Raw genomic sequence first — 21340 nt, forward strand, 5'->3', positions numbered from 1 at the left:
CCTATATTAATTTCTCTGCTACATATGAAGCAAATACATCTAACGCTACTTCTTCTTGTCCGCCTGTTGCCATATCTTTTAAGTTAATGATGCCTTTATCTAGCTCATCTTCCCCTAATACAGCTACGTATTTCGCATTTAAACGATCTGCAGATTTAAATTGTGCTTTCATTTTGCGATCTAAATAATCTTTTTCAACTGATAATCCAGCTTTACGAAGATCGAACGCAACTTTTGCAGCACGGTCTTTCGCTTTTTCACCAAGTGCTACAACGTAACAATCAATACTATGTTCAATTGGTAACTCAATATTTTCAGCCTTCAGCGCCATAATTAAACGCTCAATACTCATCGCAAAACCGATACCTGGTATTTCCGGTCCACCGATTTCTTGTACAAGTCCGTTATAACGGCCACCGCCACTTAATGTTGTGATAGCACCGAAACCTTCTGCCTCACTCATAATTTCAAAAACAGTGTGTTGGTAGTAGTCTAAACCACGTACTAAATTCGGATCTTTCTCAAATGGAACATCCATCATCGTTAGTAGTTCTTGTACTTTGTCGTAGTATACTGCTGAATCTTCGTTTAAGTATTCTGTAATAGATGGTGCCGTGCTCATTAATTCATGATTACGGTCCTTCTTACAGTCTAAAATACGAAGAGGGTTTTTTTCTAAGCGAGATTGGCAATCAGAACAGAATTCTCCGATGCGCGGCTCAAAGTGAGCAATTAACGCATCACGGTGTGCTTGACGACTCGCTGCATCACCTAAGCTATTTAATACAACTTTAATATTTTTTAAACCCATACCGCGGTAAAACTCTACAGCAAGTGCAATTACTTCTGCATCAATTGCTGGATCGTTACTACCAATTGCTTCAATACCGAATTGTACGAATTGACGATAGCGACCTGCTTGTGGTCTTTCATAACGGAACATTTGGCCGATATAGTATAATTTTGTTGGTTGTGTTGCATCACCGAACATTTTGTTCTCAACGTAAGAACGTACAACAGGTGCAGTACCTTCTGGACGTAATGTTAAACTACGCTCTCCACGGTCTTGGAATGAATACATTTCTTTTTGTACGATATCTGTCGTATCACCAACACCACGTAAAAATAGCTCTGTGTGCTCAAAAATTGGTGTACGAATTTCTTTATAATTGTAACGACGGCAAATGTCGCGCGCTTGCCCTTCGATATACTGCCATAACTCAACACTACCTGGAAGAATATCTTGCGTTCCGCGTGGGATTTGAATAGACATATTCAGTTCCTCCTCAAATTGTTTTAATCTTAATAAAAATAAAAAAACTCCCGCCTCTACTGTTTGAACAGTAGGGACGAGAGTATTATACCCGTGGTGCCACCCTAATTGAAGCACGTATGCTTCCACTTTTTTAATAACGCTTAAATTTGCGTTCATCTCTACTAAGCGTATAAGCCTTTCAAGTTGAAACCTACAGAGTGTCATTCAATCAGTCATCATGTAGAAATGTTTTCAGCCTAGGACATTTCTTCTCTTTCCATGTGTATCTCATTTACTCTCCTCTATCAACGGCTATATTCATATGTAAATATAAAATTACTATACGTTTGTTGAGTAGGATTGTCAAGTGCTCTAAGAGCGCTCAATTTGCTTCTTTAGGCGCTTTACATCTTGCAGTGAAATTCCGAACTCTGAAGCAAGCTCCATTGAAGTATTGTTTTGCTCTTTTGAAATAAAATCATGAAAATTCACGTTAAACAGTTGATTTGCACCATTTGTAACAGAATGCCCTTTTTCATTCATACGCATACGTATATCCCTCACATTCAATATGGATGTTTTACTTGTTATTGTTCCATATTGATGAAAGAGTTATACATAACTGAAAACAGCTATTGATTCCAATTAAAGTGAAACTTTAATCAGTGGGTTTTGTCCATCTCCACTGATTATTCGTCCGACTCCCAATCTAACTCCCTCGCAGTCGCCGAATTTTGAGATGAGAGTCTTACTCCCACAAATAGCGGGATAAATAAACAAAACATACAACAATGTATAAAAAAGAGAGGATTATATAATCCCCTCTTCTTAAGCAACACTATTTACTATCCACAATTAAGGTCACCGGACCATCATTGATTAAAGACACGTCCATCATTGCTCCGAACTGTCCTGTCTCCACATGCAGTCCTTGTTTACGAACTTCTTCATTAAAGAAATCATATAAATGTTCTGCATAATCAGGTTTCGCAGCATCCATAAAGTTTGGACGTCTTCCCTTGCGGCAATCTCCGTATAATGTAAATTGCGAAATAGATAGAACTTGTCCCTTCATATCAAGTACAGAGTGGTTCATCTTTCCGCTCTCATCTTCAAAAATACGTAGGTTTGCAATTTTTTCTGCGATATAAGTCGCATCTTTTTCTGTATCTTCATGCGTAATGCCAACTAGTAATGTTAAACCGAATGGAATTTGTCCTACAATCTCGCCATCTACTGTGACAGACGCTTCCTTTGATCGTTGTAAAACAACTCTCATCTTTTCTACACTCCCTATTAATGCATCATGCGTCGTACGGCATAAATTTCTGGAACACGTTTAATGCGCTCTACTACTTTTTTCAAGTGTTGTAAGTTTCGAATAGAAATCGACATGTTAATCGTTGCCATCTTATTACGATCACTTCTACCAGAAACAGCTGAGATATACGTCTTCGTTTCTGTAACAGCTTGTAATACTTCATTCAATAAACCACGACGATCATAGCCTGAAATTTCAATATCAACATTGTACTCAATTTCTTTTTCAGGACTACCTTCCCAATCTACTTCTAGTAAACGCTCCACCGCTTCTTCTGTATGCACATTGACGCAATCGCAACGGTGAATTGATACGCCTCGACCTTTCGTAATATACCCAACGATATCATCACCTGGAACTGGGTTACAGCATTTTGATAAACGAATTAACAAATTATCTGCACCACTTACCTTTACACCAGAATCCCATTTTCGAATTTTCATCGGTTTACGAACTTCTTTAACTTCAACGATGTCTTCTTCTTCACGTTGTTTACGGAACTTGTCCGTTAGTCGCGTAACAATTTGCGCTGCTGTAATTCCGTTATATCCAACTGCTGCAAACATATCTTCTTCATTTGCAAAGTTAAACTTCTCAGCGACACGTTTTAAATTATCAAGCGCTAATACTTCTTTCATCTCATACTCTAAGCCACGCACTTCTTTTTCAACAAGTTCACGGCCTTTTTCAATATTTTCATCTCTACGTTGTTTCTTAAAGAATTGACGTATTTTATTTTTCGCATGAGATGTTTGAGCAAGCTTTACCCAATCTTGACTTGGACCATACGAATGTTTCGATGTTAAAATTTCAATGATGTCACCAGTTTTCAACTTATAATCAAGCGTCACCATTTTCCCATTTACTTTTGCACCAATTGTCTTGTTTCCAATTTCCGAATGGACACGATACGAAAAATCAATTGGAACAGAGCCAAGTGGTAATTCCATTACATCGCCTTTTGGTGTAAAGACGAATACCATGTCAGAGAATAAATCAATTTTTAATGACTCCATAAATTCTTCTGCATTAGAAGCTTCATTTTGCCATTCTAATATTTGACGGAACCAAGTTAGTTTCTTCTCTAATGTACCCGTTGTTTCTGCTGCTTTACCTTCTTTATACGCCCAATGTGCCGCGATTCCGAATTCTGCAATCTCATGCATTTCTTTCGTACGAATTTGCACTTCTAGCGGATCACCTTTTGGTCCAATTACAGTCGTATGAAGAGATTGATATAAATTTGCTTTCGGCATTGCAATATAATCTTTAAAACGACCTGGCATTGGTTTCCAGCACGTATGAATAATTCCAAGCACCGCATAGCAATCTTTAATACTATTCACAACGACACGTACAGCTAGTAAATCGTAAATTTCATTGAATTGTTTATTTTGCAATGCCATTTTACGATAAATACTGTAAATATGTTTTGGTCTTCCAGAAATCTCAGGTTGAATTGAAACCTCTTTTAATTTCTCGCGAATGCCAGTCATTACTTCATCTAAATATTCTTCACGCTCTGCACGTTTACGCTTCATTAAATTCACAATACGATAATATTGCTGCGGGTTTAAATAGCGAAGTGACGTATCCTCTAACTCCCATTTAATAGTACTAATTCCGAGTCTATGTGCTAAAGGTGCAAAGATTTCTAACGTTTCATTCGCAATGCGACGCTGCTTCTCTTGAGGCAAATGTTTCAATGTACGCATGTTATGAAGACGATCAGCTAGTTTAATTAAAATAACTCGAATATCTTGAGCCATTGCAATAAACATTTTGCGATGGTTTTCTGCTTGTTGCTGCTCATGGGATTTATATTTAATCTTTCCAAGCTTTGTAACACCATCGACAAGCATAGCGATTTCTTTATTAAATTCCCGTTCAATGTCTTCTAATGTAATTTCTGTATCTTCCACTACATCATGTAAGAAACCTGCCGATACTGTAGCCGGATCCATGTGTAAATCAACTAAAATACCTGCAACTTGAATTGGGTGAATAATATATGGTTCACCCGATTTTCTATATTGTTCGCTATGTGCATCACGCGCATATTCATAGGCACGTGCCACTAGCTCAATATCTCCATCCGCTAAATATTGACTTGCTTTCTCGAGTACCTGTTCAGCTGTTAGTACTTGCTCATTTGCCATCGAATCACCTTTTATTGAAAATTGACTTTATCTTTATTGAATAGAATAAATTATATTCTATCATTATAACCCAATGATTGTGAATTGTGAAAAGGAAAAGATTTTACTGACATTTCACCATGTTTTTTTGTGCAATTATACAAAAGTACCCGCTCCTCTCCAAGAGATTCACGGGTACTTTTTTATCACCGTAGTTTCACCTATATAATGATTAGTATTTTTCTAATACTAATACATCGTAACCATCTAACATTTTACGACCATCTAAGTAAGTAAGCTCTACTAAAAATGCAATTCCTGCTACAACTCCACCAAGTTCTTCAACTAGTTTAATTGTCGCTTCGATTGTTCCACCTGTAGCTAATAAGTCATCTGTAATTAATACACGTTGGCCTGGCTTAATTGCATCTTTATGGATTGTTAAAACATCCGTTCCATATTCTTTACCGTAGTCAACTGTAATTACTTCACGTGGTAATTTTCCTAATTTACGAACTGGTGCGAAACCTACTTCTAACGCATAAGAAACTGGGCAACCAATAATAAAACCACGCGCTTCTGGTCCTACTACAACATCAATGTCTCTTTTATTTGCATACTCAACGATTGCATCTGTTGCTGCTTTATATGCTTTTCCGTCGTTCATTAAAGGTGTAATGTCTTTAAACACAATACCTTCTTTCGGATAATCTGGTACAATTGCGATATGTTGCTTGAAATCCATATTTCTGAATCCTCCTCAGATATAAAAGGTTTGTAAATACAAATCCTTTACCCTAACTGTTCTACTTATTTATGATCACGAATCGTTTCAAACCATGTATATAGTTGCTGATATGTGCTATAAACCAATTCTTTCTCTAATTGTAAGTGGTTCATTTTCTCACGATATGTGTTCGATTCAATTAAATCACGCTTTTGTTTTTTGTCTGCCATAAAAATGACACCGTCTTTTATTGTAACAAATTCTAACTCAAAAAACACCTGTGTCATGAAATTTACTGTATCTTTTGACCAACCTTTATGACGACACAGTTGTTCCCCATATTGCCTTAAAGAAAATGGTGTTTTTTGGCTTAAGAAAGAATAGTACCATTTAAAATGTTCCCTCGTTGGGACCGTACTAAATAAATGATTATTCTCTTGATAAAATAGCGTGTAAATTCGAGCTGGGAATCCAGCCTTAAATACATCACCTAATTCATCTGTTCCTTTCGGCAAATCAAGTAGCACAATGTATTGATCATCAAAATGAGCTACCTCTGATGCATGCACGAGCTGTTCTTTATAGCCTTCTAAAGAAAATTTATTCAATACCTCTTCAGAAAAATACACCATTGTTATTTTTTCTTTCGGAAGTTCTGCTAAATTTGCTTCTACATTACGCATACTACGCCAGTCAAATAATTGCCATGCCTCTACAGCAATATCTTGCACCATTAATTGCGGCTTTTTAAAGTTATTCCATTCATTAATGGACACTTCTCCTACTACAGAAACCTTCGCAACTGGAGAGATTTCTTTCGCATAAGTACCAAATCCAAATCCAATCGTGTCCAGTGTTGCTTGTCCATCACGAAGAGCCATTTTTAAATGCGAACCATCAGATCCAATTGCACGGATACTTTCTAAGTCGGCATCTTTCACCGCAATACGCGGTTTCGGATTTCCTACGCCAAATGGCGCTAACTTTTGCATATCCTCAATCGCGGCAAGCGTTACATCCTCTACTTTACAAAATGCATCCACTGCTGTAATCGGAATAAAATCTTCTGCTGTTAAAATTACATCTGCTTGCTCATTTAACCTGCGTCTTAATTCATCCACATCATTCATATTAAGCGTCATTCCCGCTGCCATCGGATGACCTCCGAAATGCGGTAACAATTCACGGCAATCTGAAAGGTTTGCAAACAAATCAAATCCTGCAATACTACGAGCCGATCCCTTTGCTGTTTCTTTATGAGGATCAATGCTTAATACAATCGTCGGACGATAAAAACGTTCAACTAACTTAGAAGCGACAATTCCAATTACCCCTGGATTCCAACCTTCTTTTGCAAGGACTAATACTTTGTTTTCTTCTGGCGGGAAATTATTTTCGACTTCAGCGATAGCTTCTTCAGTAATTTGCTTTACAATATCTTTTCGAAGTTTGTTCAGCTCATCAATTTCTTCAGCTAGCTCTTTCGCTTCCTCTGGATCTTCTGATAATAAAAGGTGTACAGCAGGTGTTGCATCTTCCAAACGACCAACCGCATTAATACGAGGTGCGAGTGAGAATCCGATGCTTTCTTCTGTAATTTCGCTTTGCGAAACGTTAGCGACTTTAAATAACGCCTTTAAACCGATATTTCGAGTCATTCGCATATGCTTCAGTCCACGCTGTACTAATAATCTATTTTCACCGTGAAGCGATACTAAATCGGCTACCGTACCGATTACTGCAATTTCCAACAAATGCTCTGGTACACGCCCCAAAAGTGCATGTGCAACTTTAAATGCAACACCAACACCCGCTAAATAATGAAACGGATAAACACCGCCTTCTAATTTCGGATGAATAATCGCAAGTGCCTCTGGTAATTCTGGTGGTGGCTCATGATGATCTGTAATAATAAGATCTATTCCAAGTTCCTTCGCTACCTTCGCTTCATGTACCGCTGCGATACCAGTATCGACAGTAATAATTAGTGAGAACCCTGCACTGTGTGCCCAACGAAACGCTTCTTCATTTGGCCCATAGCCTTCAGTAAAACGATTTGGAATATAAAACTCTACTTCTGCACCTAATTCTTTGAGAGCAAGATATAACACAGTCGTACTACTTACTCCGTCCGCATCGTAATCGCCAAATATTAATATTTGTTCTCCATTTTCAATAGCTTTTTTCACACGTTCTACAGTCCGATCCATTCCTTCAAGTAAAAATGGATCATGAAATTCTTGATCTGCTGTATTTAAAAAGTCTACAATCTTATCTTCTGTATTTAAGCCTCTGCCAAGAAATAATGAAGTCACAAGAGGTGATAGTTGCAATTTATTTGCTAATTCACTCACTAGTTCCTCATTATATTCTTTTTCTTTCCAACGCGTCTTCGGTTGTAACACGAAATCACCCCTTAACCTATCCATTATACAAGACAGATTAAGGGGTGACAATATAATGCAAACTACGATTCGATATCTATATAATTAAATATCCGTTATGTTTAATTTGGAGAATACGGATTAATATGTACAAAAACATTTTGTACGTTATCTTGTTTCATAAGTTTTTCTTTTACATGTTTTCCGATGCGGTGACCTTCTTCTACAGTGATATATGGATCTACAGATACTTTAATATCAACAATAACATAGTGGCCATGTTCTCTTGCATATAAAGAGCCGATTTTCTTCACACCTTCCACTTGAAAAACTGCCTCCCTAAGCGGAACAACATCTTCTTCATGCAGAACATGATCGAGCGTTGCATGAATAGCTTCTGCTCCAATACTCCACGCCATCTTAGCAACGAGAATTGAGACAAATAATCCTGCAATTGGATCGGCATATACAAGCCAATCTATACCTAACTTACCACCGATAATAGCTGCACAAATGCCGATTAAAGCTGCAATTGAAGAAAACACATCCGAACGGTGCTCATATGCATTTGCAATAATTGCATCACTATTTATCCTCTTCCCTAATCGATATTTATACTGAAACATCCCTTCTTGCACTACAATCGAAAGAATAACTGCAAAAATCGTAATTCCTTTTGGTGGTTCTAAATCTTGTGAAAAAGCTTTTATAGACGAAATCGCTATCTCTATTCCAACAATAAATAATAATACCGCAACAATAATCGCTGAAATCGATTCCGCTTTACCATGACCATACGGATGATCTTCATCAGGCGGTTGCTTTGCTGCTCGTAATCCAAAAAGTACAGCTAACGAGCCAATTACATCTGATCCAGAATGCACTGCATCCGCTAAAAGTGCCTTACTGTTTCCAATATAACCAATTACCGCTTTTACAATCGCTAATATAATATTACCAACGATTCCGACAATAGCACCAAATTCGGCCTGTTTAAAACGTTCATCTTTTTCCATAATTAAAATCCCTTCTTTTCTTAACCTATCTTTTTATCCCGCTATTTGCGGGCAGTAAGCCCCCACCTCAAAATCCGGCAAATACAAGGAAGTTAGGTGGGAGATCAACTGCCCGTAAAAGCCCGATTGGTGAGGGCTAATAATAAGTGGGGATGAACAAAACCCCCATTTATTAAAGTTTCACTTTATTTTAACAAAATCAGCGATAACATCACCACTTTATTCCATTTCATTCTTTCAAAAGTTGCTATCTTATTGTATCCACAAACGAAAAAAGAGATGCCTCATAATGAGACATCATCTTTTTTATACTTGCGGTTCAGGTTCTTCTTTCTCAACCTTCTTCTTGTTTTTGCCCTTTTTCAAACGGCGGTTTTCAAGCATTAACCAAATTTGAGAAGCAACGAAAATAGAAGAGTACGTACCTACAACTAATCCAATTAATAATGCAAGTGAGAAGTTACGCAGTGATTCACTACCAAAAATAAGTAGTGCGATTACTGGGAATAACACTGTTAACACTGTATTAATTGAACGACCAATTGTTTGACGAATACTTGAGTTTACGATTTCTTCTAGGTCTTTTATGTCGCGAACTCGTTTTTTCTGTTTGTATAACTCACGGTTTCTATCGAATGTAACAATCGAATCATTGATGGAATAACCAATGATTGTTAATACTGCCGCAATAAACGTTAAGTCTACTTCCAATTGGAAAATACTAAACACAACAATCATAACGAACGCATCATGTAACAATGCGATTACCGCAGATAATGCATATGTGAAGCGGAAACGAATACTTACGTATAAGATGATAACCAATGAAGCTATCAGAACCGCGATGAATGCATTTCGTGCAATCTCTTTACCGATTGTCGGCGAAACTGTACTTACGTTTGGCTCTGTACCGTATTTATCGTTAAAGAATGTTTTTGTTTTCGCAATTTCATCTTTCGATAAAACGCCTAACGTACGAACAGCGAAACCTTTATTGTCATCTCCGGTCGGTACAATATCTTCTTCCTTCACATCGATGTTCAATTCTTTCAAATCTTTATGAACATTAGAAACAGTAGTTGCTTGTTTTGATTGCAAGTCGATACGTGTACCACTTGCAAAGTCAATACCAAGATTCATTTTGAAAATCGGTAATATAATTGCCCCAGCAATTACAACTACAATTGAGAATAAGAAAAATTTATGACCGATATTTACGAAATTAATACGATCAAATCTCGTCGGTGGATGTACTGCACCTTTTGTTATTGGAATAATATCCTTTTGCTTAACACCAAAGTAAGATAGTTTCTTATCAAAGTAACGGCTCTTTACAAGTAAACCTAGTAAGAAACGAGTACCGAATACGTTCGTAATGAAACCAACTAAAATACTTACGATTAAACTTGTTGCGAATCCTTTTACAGAGCTATTACCGTAAGCGAATAATACACCAGCTGCTGCAATTGTTGTAATGTTCGCATCTAAAATTGTCGATAATGAACGATGGTTACCAGCACGGAATGCTGACATCATCGACTTACCAATTTTAAGCTCTTCCTTCAATCTCTCGTACGTAATGATATTCGCATCAACTGCGATACCAACCCCGAGCACTAATGCCGCAATACCTGGTAATGTAAGAACTGCATGCATCCAGTTAAAGACAAGTAATGTAACGAAAATGTATAAACCTAACATAATAACCGCTACAAGTCCTGGTAAACGGTAGAATACAAGCATGAATAAGAAGATAATAGCAATACCAATCGCACTAGCGAAAATCGTTTGCTCTAATGCTTGTTGACCAAATTTCGCTCCAACAGATGTTGAATACATTTCTTTTAAATCAACAGGAAGTGCACCTGCATTTAATAAAGATGAAAGTTCTTTCGCACTTTCAACTGTAAAGTTTCCACCTACGATAGATACTTCAGCTTGGTTAAATACTTGGCTTACTGTTGCTGCTGATAAAAACTTCGGATTCGGTTTTGCAGATTCTGCTTTATATGAATCTTTTCCTTCTTCAAAATCAAGCCAAATTACCATTAAATTCGTTGGTGGTGGCATTTTTGAAATCTTTTCAGTTACTTCACGGAATTTTTCAGCGCTTTTTAGTGTAAGACCTACGCTCGCACGGCCTTGCTCATCAAATGTTTGCTTCGCTCCGCCGCCTTTTAAATCCGTTCCGTCCATAAGAAGGTTATCATCCACATCACGGAATGTTAGTTTCGCTTGTGTTGATAACATTTCACGTGCTTTTTGCTGATCTTGTACACCAGCAAGCTGTACACGAATTCGATCTTCCCCTTCGATTTGAATGTTCGGCTCACTTACACCAAGAACATTGACACGATTTTCAAGAGCACCTACTGTACTTACAAGTGCATCACGATCGATTTTATCACCTTTTTTGGCTGGTTTTACTTCATACAGAATTTCAAAACCACCGCGAAGGTCTAGTCCTAGACTAATTCCTTTTGCTATGTCTTTTCCTGCCGCACCAATTACTCCACCAATTAATAAAACGATGAGGAAAAAGGCGGCAATTCTTGTACCACGCTTTGCCATATGTACCCTCTTTCTGCTACTAACACTTCCAATAAATCTCTTACGATTCATTTTCGCACGTGTGCATACGCCTAGTTAGTAGACTTACTTTCTATAAAATACATGTATTTTCGCTAGTTCATCACTAGCTGTGTCGGTAAGCTTTTCACAATACCTACACTATTCATTATTTATTTTTCCTCTTCACTACCTCCTTTATATATAATCTTAGACATAATTAATTCCTCTTTATCAATACCTATCATTATACTGCAAAAGGAAGAACAAACCAATTACAGTCGGTTATTTATTTTCATATTCATCAAACGACCAAAGTGGCGCTTGATATGCTTCAACAGTTAAATAATTCATATATTCATTAGTACTTACTCTTAATACATCATTTACTAATTCATATAACCTAACATCACTGTCTATCTTTTTCCACTTTTTCGCCTTGAGAAACTTCCAAATATCATTATCTGTCACTCGGTCGTAACCGAACAACTGAAACTCTTCTACTTTACTTTCTAAAACGACTTGTAACTGTCCGCGGTATGATTCTACCAAAGCCTCTTTATCCAACATATATAACATCTCCTTCTTATTTCAGCACGAAAAGTCGCTTTTAATCCCGCTCTAATGGACAGCAATAACTTCTTTCAAGAGTACAATTCATACTTCACTCTCTTAAATGCTTGTCATTCTTGTCTCATACGTGCATATAAATTATTGTAAATCATTCCATTGATTTTGAGAAGGTAGGAGAAGAGTATGACGAGACAAAGCTTTTTAAAAGGTGCATTTATTTTAATGATAGCCGGTTTTATTACAAAAATCCTTGGATTTATTAACCGCATTGTAATGGCACGTATTTTAGGCGAAGAAGGCGTTGGCCTTTATATGATGGCTGTCCCCACCTTCATTTTAGCAATTACATTAACACAAATTGGCCTTCCTGTTGCAATTGCAAAATTTGTAGCAGAAGCGGAAGCAGTGAACGATAAGCAAAGAGTTAAAAAAATATTAACTGTCTCGCTAGCCGTTACATCCGTTATTAGTATCATTTTAACAATTGGGATTATGCTACTCACACCTATTTTAGCAAAAACATTATTAACAGATGAAAGAACTTACTATCCATTAATGGCTATTTTACCTGTCGTCCCCGTTATTGCAGTTTCTTCTGTTTTACGTGGTTATTTCCAAGGGAAACAAAACATGAAGCCGAGCGCTTACGCTCAAGTCATAGAACAAGTTGTCCGCATTACAATTATCGCTGTATGCATTCGTTTATTTTTACCTTACGGCGTAGAATATGCTGCAGCCGGTGCTATGCTATCAGCTGTTCTAGGTGAAGTTGCATCTTTATTATTTTTACTTACTTTATTCCAACGCGAAAAACATTTATCTATACGCTCTGGATTTTTCACTACTGTAAAGGAGAGTAAAAATACATTTTATTCCCTTATGGACATTGCTTTACCAACTACAGGAAGCCGTTTAATTGGTTCCGTTTCTTATTTCTTTGAACCTATCGTCGTTATGCAAAGCTTAGCGATCGCCGGCGTTGCTGCTTCTGTCGCAACTCAGCAATACGGTATATTAAACGGATATGCGTTCCCACTTCTATCACTGCCAGCCTTTATTACATATGCTCTTTCTACAGCACTCGTCCCATCAATTAGCGAGGCAATGGCAAAGAGACAGCACAAATTAGTAGAACACCGATTACAACAAGCACTTCGAATTTCCTTAATAACCGGCGGATGGTCGGTCGTTATATTATATGTATTTGCTTCTCCAGTTTTAACTCTCATGTACGGATCAGACAACGCGGCCGCGTTCATCCAGCTTCTTGCACCTTGCTTTTTATTTCATTATTTTCAAAGTCCCCTTACATCTGTGCTGCAAGCTTTAAACTTAGCACGCGCTGCTATGATGAACACATTCATTGGCGCTATCGTAAAATTAATCGTTATCTTTGTACTCGCTTCACGCCCAGAGTTCCAAATGATGGGGGTTGCCCTCGCCATCGCAGCAAATATAGTAACCGTAACATTCCTTCACTACGCCACTGTTTTAAAGAAAATTGCATTTACCATTTATGCAAAAGACTATATTTTCGGCGGAATTGCTATCGGGATTGCTGGTACCTTCGGTTTTTATCTTCATAAGTATATCGTTTTTTCTCATTCACTTGGCATACAAACATTATGGGAAATCACTTTAACAACAATCGTTTATATCGTTCTCCTCTTCGTTTTCAAACTCATTCGAAAAGAAGAATTAAGTCGTCTCCCTATCATTCGGAAACTTTCATTTTTGAAGTAAGCAGGCTTGCCATTCAAAATGGTAAGCCTCTAATTTTCTTTCAAATCAACGAAAAACTGTCCATTTTGAAAACTACAATATAAAATCTGTTTCACATCTTTATAACCTAAGTTATTCAGTTTCTCAACGAGCCACCCATCTGTATGTTCAATCATTTGCAAATGATTGTATTGAATTTCTCCATCAATAATTAGTGGGAGTGTAAAAATTGGTGTATCATTTTTGCTCTTTTTACTTTTTTGTTTTTGAAAGACAGACAACTTTCCAGATGGTTCTAAAATAGCGTATTCTACATCACGCACATCTCCGATTCCTTGCTCACGTAGTTGCATCAATAAATCATCTATGTTATATCGCTGCTTCCGCATCTTTTTTTCATCAATTTTACCTGCATTCACAAGAATCGCAGGCTCCCCTTCTATTAAATGCCGAAAACGCTGGAACTTTAAAGAAATGACCGACAAAATGATTTGTATACACATAAGAAAAGTCATTGGAACTAATTGATGCCAAAGTGATTTATCTGTATTTTCAATTGCCACTACAGCCATTTCACCGAGCATAATGAATACAACTAAATCTAATACACTTAATTCTCCAATTTCACGTTTACCCATAAGACGAAAAATAATTAAAATGATTATATACAAAAGCATTGTTCGTCCGATTATTGATACCCATTCCATTTCTACATCCCCTTTTTTTACTTATAGGCTCCCCTACAAAAAAGAAACTAGTCTAACTTAAACAAAATGAAAATATGCTTGTATTAAAAAGGGGGAATGCATAATGGATGGAACGAAAAAATTATCGAGCGCAATCGGCTTCGGTATTATTACCCTATTAATCCTCGCATCTATTACAAGTATGGTCATGGCTCTTTTATTAAAATTTACGAATATTAATGAAGGGACATTAGTAATTATTATTTTTATAATAGCCCTTCTGTCTATGCTTATGTCTGGATTTATTGCTGGTAAAAAGGCACAAGGAAAAGGATGGCTAGTAGGTTTCACAACAGGCCTTACATTCGCTATTCTCGTCTTTCTCGTTAACTATTTAGGCTTCTCTCAAACTTTATCGAACTCACAGTTACTCTACCAATTAGCATTAATGGGTGCGAGTACACTCGGAGGTATTTTCGGTGTAAATATGTCAAAACAAAATAGTTAAAAAAAGGCCCTGCACATTTCATGCAGGGCCTTCATCATTAGTTTTTCACAACTTCACGAATCGCATTGCGATCGAAAGTTAAGTGTGCACCACCAGATTTAACAACAATTTTTGTTTCATCCACTGATTCGATTGTAGCGTGTAAACCACCGATTGTTACGATAGCATCACCTTTTTTGATTTCATTTTGCATTTGTGCAACTGCTTTTTGACGCTTTTGTTGCGGGCGAATTAATAAGAAATAGAAAATCGCAAACATCGCAACAATCATAACGATATTCATCATACCTGCATTCATCTTGTGTTCCTCCTTTTAAATTATGTATTAGAAGTTTTTAGCATTCGGTTTATTAAAGCCATACTGTTCAAAGAACTCTTCGCGGAAATCGCCAAGACGGTCTTCACGAATAGCTTGTCTCACCTGCTCCATTAAGTTTAACAGAAAATGAAGGTTGTGATAAGACGTTAAACGAATTCCGAACGTTTCATCACATTTCATTAAGTGACGAATGTACGCACGAGAATAGTTTTTACATGTGTAGCAATCACAGTTCGGATCAAGCGGCCCGAAGTCTCTAGCGAATTTCGCATTTTTCACAACTAAGCGACCTTCACTTGTCATACATGTACCATTTCGAGCGATACGAGTTGGAAGTACGCAGTCAAACATATCAACACCGCGAATCGCACCATCAATTAACGAGTCAGGAGAACCTACACCCATTAAGTAACGTGGTTTATCATCAGGAAGAAGTGGTGTTGTAAACTCAAGAACACGATTCATAATATCCTTCGGTTCACCAACAGATAGACCGCCTATAGCATAGCCAGGGAAGTCCATTGAAACAAGATCTTTCGCACTTTGACGACGAAGCTCTTCAAACTCCCCGCCCTGTACAATACCGAATAAACCTTGATCTTGTGGACGTTCATGCGCCTTTAGGCAACGCTCTGCCCAGCGGCTTGTACGCTCTACAGACTTTTTCATGTATTCAAAAGTAGCAGGGAACGGTGGACACTCATCAAATGCCATCATGATATCTGAACCTAATGCATTTTGGATTTCCATCGCCTTTTCTGGAGATAAGAATAATTTATCGCCATTTAAGTGATTGCGGAAATGAACACCTTCCTCTTCAATGCGTCGGAAATCACTTAAGCTAAATACTTGGAATCCACCTGAATCCGTTAAGATTGCACGATCCCAGTTCATAAACTTATGCAAGCCACCTGCTTCACGAATAATTTCGTGGCCTGGACGTAGCCATAAATGATACGTATTGCTTAAAATAATGCCAGAATCCATTGCTTTTAATTCTTCTGGTGACATTGTTTTAACTGTTGCAAGTGTACCAACTGGCATAAATGTCGGTGTATCAAATGAGCCGTGTGGCGTGTGCACTCGACCTAAACGCGCACCCGTTTGTTTACAAGTTTTAATAAATTCATAACGAATTGCTGTCATAATTTACTCCTTTTATTTGTTTCTCATTTTAGCGTGAGATGCAACGAACATCGCATCACCGAAACTAAAGAAACGATATTTTTCTTTTACTGCTTCATTATAAGCATGAAGTACATTATCTCTATTTGAAAATGCACTTACAAGCATAATTAATGTTGATTTCGGCAAATGGAAGTTTGTAATTAAACCATCAATTGCTTTAAATTCATATCCTGGGTACATAAAAATATCTGTCCAGCCAGAAGCTGCGCAAAGCTTACCACTATGATCTGTCGCAATCGTTTCTAACGTACGTGTTGATGTCGTACCTACAGTAATAATACGGCCGCCATCCTCTTTCACGCGGTTTAATAAAGCCGCAGTCTCTTCAGACATATGGTAATACTCTGCGTGCATATGATGCTCTTCAATAGTATCTGCAGAAACTGGTCTAAATGTTCCAAGTCCTACATGGAGTGTAATGAATGCTAACCCGACGCCTTTTTGCTTCAATTTCTCAAGTAACTCTTCTGTAAAGTGAAGGCCAGCCGTCGGTGCTGCTGCTGAACCGATTTCCTTCGCATATACCGTTTGATAACGATCGCGATCTTCTAGCGTCTCTTTAATATATGGAGGAAGTGGCATTTCTCCAAGCTCGTCTAAAATTTCATAAAAGATGCCGTCATATGAAAACTCAAGTTGACGCCCACCTTGATCTGCTGTTCCAATGCAAGTTGCTTTTAACTTTCCTTCACCAAAAGAGATGACAGTTCCTTCTTTTACACGCTTCGCTGGCTTTATAAGCGTTTCCCACTTATCGCCTTCCTCTTGTTTCAAAAGAAGCACTTCAATGTGTGCACCTGTATCTTCTTTCACACCGTGCAAGCGAGCTGGCATCACTTTCGTTTCATTTAAAACTAAGCAATCCCCCTCTTGTAAGTAAGAAAGAATGTCCGTAAAATGTTTATGCTCAATATCTCCTGTTTCACGGTCTAACACCATCAATCTTGATGTTTCACGCTCTTCAAGCGGAATTTGTGCAATGAGTTCTTCTGGTAAATGAAAATCAAACAGATTAATATCCATAACTGTATCCACCTATTTCTTATTTGAATCGATTTATTATATACATAATGAAAGATAATGCAATACTTAACACAATACATGTAATGATAGGAAAATAAAAGGTAACGTTACCTTTTTTCACAAAAATATCGCCTGGAAGCCTTCCTATGAACTTCCAAGCTAATCCAACAACAATGAGCAAAATACCAGCTGTAATAAGCAGCTTTGGCATCTCCGTCATACTTTTGGCATCTCCATTCCGAAATGCTCATATGCAAGCGGTGTTACGATCCGACCTCTTGGCGTTCTTTGTAAAAAGCCAATTTGTAATAAATACGGTTCATACACATCTTCAATCGTATGCGATTCTTCTCCAATCGTTGCTGAAACAGTTTCTAATCCAACTGGACCACCGCGGAACTTTTCAATAATACCAAGCAGTAATTTATGGTCGATATGATCAAGTCCTAATTTATCTACTTGTAATAGTTCTAACGCCATTTGTGTAATTTCCATCGCAATCGTTCCGTCACTGCGAACTTGTGCGAAGTCACGTACACGTCGTAATAGACGATTCGCAATACGAGGTGTACCACGGGCACGTCTTGCAATTTCTAATGCTGCTAACGAATCTATTTCAACTTCAAACACTTCTGCTGTACGTTCTACAATCGCAGAAAGCTGATCTACTGTATAGTACTCTAATCGTGAAAGTACACCGAAACGGTCACGAAGTGGTGCTGATAATGCACCTGCACGCGTCGTTGCCCCAACTAGCGTAAATGGAGGTAAATCTAGACGTACAGAGCGAGCTGACGGTCCTTTCCCAATAACGATATCAAGGCAAAAGTCTTCCATCGCTGGGTATAGCACTTCTTCAATAGATCTATGCAAACGATGAATTTCATCAATAAATAATACATCTCCTGGCTGAAGTGCTGTTAATACAGCCGCTAAATCTCCTGGTCTTTCAATTGCGGGACCTGACGTCGTTCGAATGTTAACACCCATTTCATTGGCAATAATATTCGCAAGCGTCGTTTTACCAAGTCCAGGTGGGCCATATAAAAGTACGTGATCTAACGTTTCTTCACGCATTTTCGCCGCTTCAATAAACACTTCTAAATTATGTTTCGCTTTATCTTGGCCAATATACTGACGGAGCGTCTGTGGCCGTAATGAATACTCTAAATCCGCATCTTCGTATCCAGATTCCCCTGAAAGGAGACGTTCGTCCATTATACTCACCTCTTACCATTTAGTAAAAGACTAAGTGCCTTTTTAATATATTGATCCGTCGTTAGTGATTCTTTTAATAACTCTGGTACAACGCGAGAGACTTCTCGTTCTGCATAGCCAAGTGCACGCAGTGCCTCCAGTGCTTCATCAAGTTCAACTGATGAACCTTTCTTCGCATCAAAACTTTCAGTATCTGAGAACAAATCAACAAACGCATCTGGTACAACATCTGCTAGTTTTCCTTTTAAATCTAAAATCATTTGGCGCGCTGTTTTCTTTCCGACGCCTGGGAACTTCACTAAGAACTTCTCATCTTCATGTTCAATCGCTTGAACGACCTGTCCGGTTTGACCAGAAGCTAAAATTGCAAGAGCACCTTTTGGTCCAATCCCCGATACACCTAACAATTTTGTAAATAATAAACGCTCTTCACGTGTTTTAAACCCGTAAAGTGCCATAATATCTTCTCTCACATAATGATATGTATAGACACGGATTTCTTGCTTACTTCTTTGAAATACATACGGATTTGGTGTGAAAATTTGATAACCAATTCCATTATGGTCAATTACGACATATTCCGGTCCTACATACTCCACGTAACCTGTAACATATTCAAACAAAATACGATCTCTCCCTCTCAAATCATGTATTCCATTTTAACATATTTAACAATAGAAAAGCGAGACTGCCCCAACAAATGTTCCCCGTTTACAATTTCCGTTTTTTTCTATTGACATAAATACAAAAAGAACATTAATATACAGAAGTCGATAATGATTATCAATATTAATTAAAGGAGTTACATCAGGATGAAACAAAAGCTATTTATTTTATTTACTATTATGCTAGTTGTTCTTTCTATCGTTGGCTGTTCTTCTCAAAAAGAAGAAGCAAAAGCAAAAGAACAACCGAAAACAAAAGTTGTAAAACATGCTAAAGGGGAATCAACAATTCCAGCTAATCCAAAGAGAATTGTTGATTTATCTGGATCAACAGAGGAATTATTAATCCTTGGACATAAACCTGTTGGCACAGCAAACACATATAAAGATAAAATCCAAAATCACTTAACGGACAAGCTAGACGGGGTAAAGGCAGTCGGCTGGTACTGGGCACCTAAAGTTGACCTAGAGGCTGTTACAGCTTTAAAACCAGACTTAATTATTTTAAACAATCGTCAATTGAAAATTTATGATCAACTAGAAAAAGTGGCACCGACAGTTGTTCTAGAAACAAATCTAGAAGACTGGCGCGGTAAGTTTAAAGAAGTAGGTAAACTATTTGGCGAAGAAAAGAAAGCCGACAAATGGATTGCAGATTACGATAAAAAAGCAGACTCTTTATCTAAAAAAATTAAAGAGAAAACAAAAGATGAGAACTTTATGTTCGTTGCAGTAACACCACAAAACTTCCGTGTATACGGTAGCTTCGGATATGGTGACATCATCTTTAACGACTTAAAACTTCCAGCAACAAAAGGCACAGATTTAAAACAAACGATGGCACAAGTATCACTTGAAGGCCTTGTTGCATTCCAGCCTGATCAAATGTTTATTGTAAACTTCGGCGGAGAAGCTGATAAAGTGTACGAAGACTATAAAAACAGTGCGGTTTGGAAAGATAATAAAGCAGTAAAAAACAATCACGTATATGAAGTATCGAATGAAATCTTCAATACGAAAGCATTCAATCCAATCGGAAAAGATATGCTAATTGATGAAATCGCAAAAGAGATTTTAGCTAAGAATAAATAAGAAAAAAAGCAGCTCACCCTGAGCTGCTTTTTTTCTTATTTTGCACTGCGTACTGCTTCATTTTTTCGATTGTCTTTACAAAACCTTCTTTTGATTTTATGCGAATACCACGTTTCAATTCCGCACGCTCATAACTTTCAAGCTTTTTCATATCAATTTGAAAGAAGGAATGGATCGCGTTATCACTTTTCGGTACCCCTTTAAAAATTTGCAATATCCCTTCCTCTGAAACACCAAAATAACCGCTCGTTTTCAGTAAAGGAGAAATATCATCAACTTTCCTTTGTAATACGATTTGCACATCATCACGATCAACAAGTTGCCATTCTTTATATTGCTGCAAAAACTTTTCTAAATCCGCTACTTTTTCTGTCAGTATTTCCTCGCTTACTTCTCCATCAACATACATACGCTCTAATAAAATTGTAACTTCAGGTACTTTTTCTGTTATTTCTGCCCTCACATCGGATCCATAAGCTAAGCAAAACATCACAACAAAAGCTTGCACTGCAATTAGCATCCATTTCATTTCCGTTCACCTCTTCTAGGCAAAATCATACTTTCATTTGTAGCTTTTCCGGAAATGGGGGTTTTATCCATATAAACAATAGCATTAAATTTCTAAGGAAAATAAAAAATGCAGATAAGGGTTAATCCTCATCTGCATGTATCATTTACTTTTATATAAAATGAAAGACGCCTGCAAAGCAGGCGTCTGATGCGTTTACGGCGAAAGACCAGGCGACCACATTCGCGTGTTTAGCACTTAAGCATATCTCTCGACTTACGTAAATTAGCTCATCGCTTTGCTAATATAACATTAACAAGGTAGAAGCGCAATATATTTCTAAATATATTTTTCTTCCTCTTTCAACCAATTGAAATTTATGTAAACTATAAATTGATTAATGTAATATATATATTACAATTAATACTA

At 37.4% G+C, this 21340-nt stretch carries 20 protein-coding genes and 1 other annotated feature; of the genes, 3 read left to right on the plus strand and 17 right to left on the minus strand.

All coding sequences use genetic code 11. The features are described 5' to 3' along the window. Position 1: 1 nt before the first annotated feature. From hisS to AC1DKZ_RS03860, 9 genes are all read right to left on the minus strand, one after another. Positions 2 to 1273, minus strand: coding sequence for a histidine--tRNA ligase (gene hisS, locus AC1DKZ_RS03820; protein ID WP_476995660.1), 1272 nt, complete (start codon positions 1271 to 1273; stop codon positions 2 to 4). A gap of 69 nt (positions 1274 to 1342) precedes the next feature. After that, positions 1343 to 1573, minus strand: a binding site (T-box leader). Positions 1574 to 1627: 54 nt separating this feature from the next. Further along, positions 1628 to 1804, minus strand: coding sequence for a hypothetical protein (locus tag AC1DKZ_RS03825; protein ID WP_001242605.1), 177 nt, complete (start codon positions 1802 to 1804; stop codon positions 1628 to 1630). A gap of 289 nt (positions 1805 to 2093) precedes the next feature. Then, on the minus strand, positions 2094 to 2534 hold the full coding sequence (locus AC1DKZ_RS03830; RefSeq protein ID WP_016092357.1) for a D-tyrosyl-tRNA(Tyr) deacylase: 441 nt from the start codon (positions 2532 to 2534) through the stop codon (positions 2094 to 2096). Between the two features lie 17 nt (positions 2535 to 2551). Next, complete coding sequence (relA, locus tag AC1DKZ_RS03835; RefSeq protein WP_002015304.1) at positions 2552 to 4735, minus strand: GTP diphosphokinase; 2184 nt, start codon at positions 4733 to 4735, stop codon at positions 2552 to 2554. A 211-nt stretch (positions 4736 to 4946) separates the two neighbouring features. Next, on the minus strand, positions 4947 to 5459 hold the full coding sequence (locus tag AC1DKZ_RS03840) for an adenine phosphoribosyltransferase (RefSeq protein ID WP_002015305.1): 513 nt from the start codon (positions 5457 to 5459) through the stop codon (positions 4947 to 4949). A gap of 65 nt (positions 5460 to 5524) precedes the next feature. After that, positions 5525 to 7846, minus strand: coding sequence for a single-stranded-DNA-specific exonuclease RecJ (recJ, locus tag AC1DKZ_RS03845; RefSeq protein WP_002138444.1), 2322 nt, complete (start codon positions 7844 to 7846; stop codon positions 5525 to 5527). A gap of 101 nt (positions 7847 to 7947) precedes the next feature. Next, on the minus strand, positions 7948 to 8841 hold the full coding sequence (locus AC1DKZ_RS03850) for a cation diffusion facilitator family transporter (protein ID WP_476995661.1): 894 nt from the start codon (positions 8839 to 8841) through the stop codon (positions 7948 to 7950). A gap of 306 nt (positions 8842 to 9147) precedes the next feature. Further along, positions 9148 to 11412, minus strand: coding sequence for a protein translocase subunit SecDF (gene secDF / locus AC1DKZ_RS03855; protein ID WP_476995662.1), 2265 nt, complete (start codon positions 11410 to 11412; stop codon positions 9148 to 9150). Positions 11413 to 11694: 282 nt separating this feature from the next. Further along, positions 11695 to 11979 (minus strand): post-transcriptional regulator, encoded by a 285-nt coding sequence (locus tag AC1DKZ_RS03860; RefSeq protein ID WP_002015311.1) that lies wholly within the window; start codon positions 11977 to 11979, stop codon positions 11695 to 11697. Between the two features lie 186 nt (positions 11980 to 12165). Here AC1DKZ_RS03860 and spoVB point away from each other — a divergent pair, with 186 nt between their 5' ends. After that, positions 12166 to 13725, plus strand: a complete 1560-nt coding sequence (gene spoVB, locus AC1DKZ_RS03865; RefSeq protein WP_002034136.1) for a stage V sporulation protein B — start codon at positions 12166 to 12168, stop codon at positions 13723 to 13725. A 29-nt stretch (positions 13726 to 13754) separates the two neighbouring features. Here spoVB and AC1DKZ_RS03870 read toward each other — a convergent pair whose 3' ends face one another. After that, the gene (locus AC1DKZ_RS03870; RefSeq protein ID WP_002015314.1) at positions 13755 to 14411 is read right to left on the minus strand and encodes a DUF421 domain-containing protein; all 657 of its coding nucleotides are present in this window, start codon (positions 14409 to 14411) and stop codon (positions 13755 to 13757) included. A 103-nt stretch (positions 14412 to 14514) separates the two neighbouring features. Between AC1DKZ_RS03870 and AC1DKZ_RS03875 the strand changes: the two genes are divergently transcribed. Beyond that, positions 14515 to 14898, plus strand: a complete 384-nt coding sequence (locus AC1DKZ_RS03875) for a TIGR04086 family membrane protein (RefSeq protein ID WP_002034133.1) — start codon at positions 14515 to 14517, stop codon at positions 14896 to 14898. A gap of 37 nt (positions 14899 to 14935) precedes the next feature. Here the strand turns inward: AC1DKZ_RS03875 and yajC are convergent, their stop codons facing one another. Genes yajC through ruvA form a run of 6 tightly spaced genes read right to left on the minus strand, consistent with a single transcriptional unit; the run spans position 14936 to position 19269 of the window. Next, positions 14936 to 15196, minus strand: coding sequence for a preprotein translocase subunit YajC (gene yajC / locus AC1DKZ_RS03880; protein ID WP_002015317.1), 261 nt, complete (start codon positions 15194 to 15196; stop codon positions 14936 to 14938). Positions 15197 to 15223: 27 nt separating this feature from the next. Continuing rightward, entirely contained in the window at positions 15224 to 16363 is a 1140-nt protein-coding gene (gene tgt / locus AC1DKZ_RS03885; RefSeq protein WP_002015319.1) for a tRNA guanosine(34) transglycosylase Tgt, read from the minus strand. 12 nt (positions 16364 to 16375) lie between these two features. Further along, positions 16376 to 17428: a tRNA preQ1(34) S-adenosylmethionine ribosyltransferase-isomerase QueA gene (gene queA, locus AC1DKZ_RS03890; protein WP_113935637.1), complete on the minus strand. Its 1053-nt coding sequence runs from the start codon at positions 17426 to 17428 to the stop codon at positions 16376 to 16378. Between the two features lie 19 nt (positions 17429 to 17447). Then, on the minus strand, positions 17448 to 17648 hold the full coding sequence (locus AC1DKZ_RS03895) for a DUF2905 domain-containing protein (protein WP_000138161.1): 201 nt from the start codon (positions 17646 to 17648) through the stop codon (positions 17448 to 17450). Continuing rightward, entirely contained in the window at positions 17645 to 18646 is a 1002-nt protein-coding gene (ruvB, locus tag AC1DKZ_RS03900; protein ID WP_000344470.1) for a Holliday junction branch migration DNA helicase RuvB, read from the minus strand. Before ruvB ends, AC1DKZ_RS03895 begins: the two co-directional genes overlap by 4 nt. A 5-nt stretch (positions 18647 to 18651) precedes the next feature. Continuing rightward, the gene (ruvA, locus tag AC1DKZ_RS03905; protein ID WP_016096077.1) at positions 18652 to 19269 is read right to left on the minus strand and encodes a Holliday junction DNA helicase RuvA; all 618 of its coding nucleotides are present in this window, start codon (positions 19267 to 19269) and stop codon (positions 18652 to 18654) included. 189 nt (positions 19270 to 19458) lie between these two features. Here ruvA and AC1DKZ_RS03910 point away from each other — a divergent pair, with 189 nt between their 5' ends. Continuing rightward, complete coding sequence (locus AC1DKZ_RS03910; protein WP_219303582.1) at positions 19459 to 20403, plus strand: iron-hydroxamate ABC transporter substrate-binding protein; 945 nt, start codon at positions 19459 to 19461, stop codon at positions 20401 to 20403. A gap of 13 nt (positions 20404 to 20416) precedes the next feature. Here the strand turns inward: AC1DKZ_RS03910 and AC1DKZ_RS03915 are convergent, their stop codons facing one another. Further along, the gene (locus AC1DKZ_RS03915; RefSeq protein WP_113935639.1) at positions 20417 to 20932 is read right to left on the minus strand and encodes a BofC C-terminal domain-containing protein; all 516 of its coding nucleotides are present in this window, start codon (positions 20930 to 20932) and stop codon (positions 20417 to 20419) included. Positions 20933 to 21340 lie beyond the last annotated feature (408 nt).

Source organism: Bacillus sp. 05T21 (genome assembly GCF_056396785.1).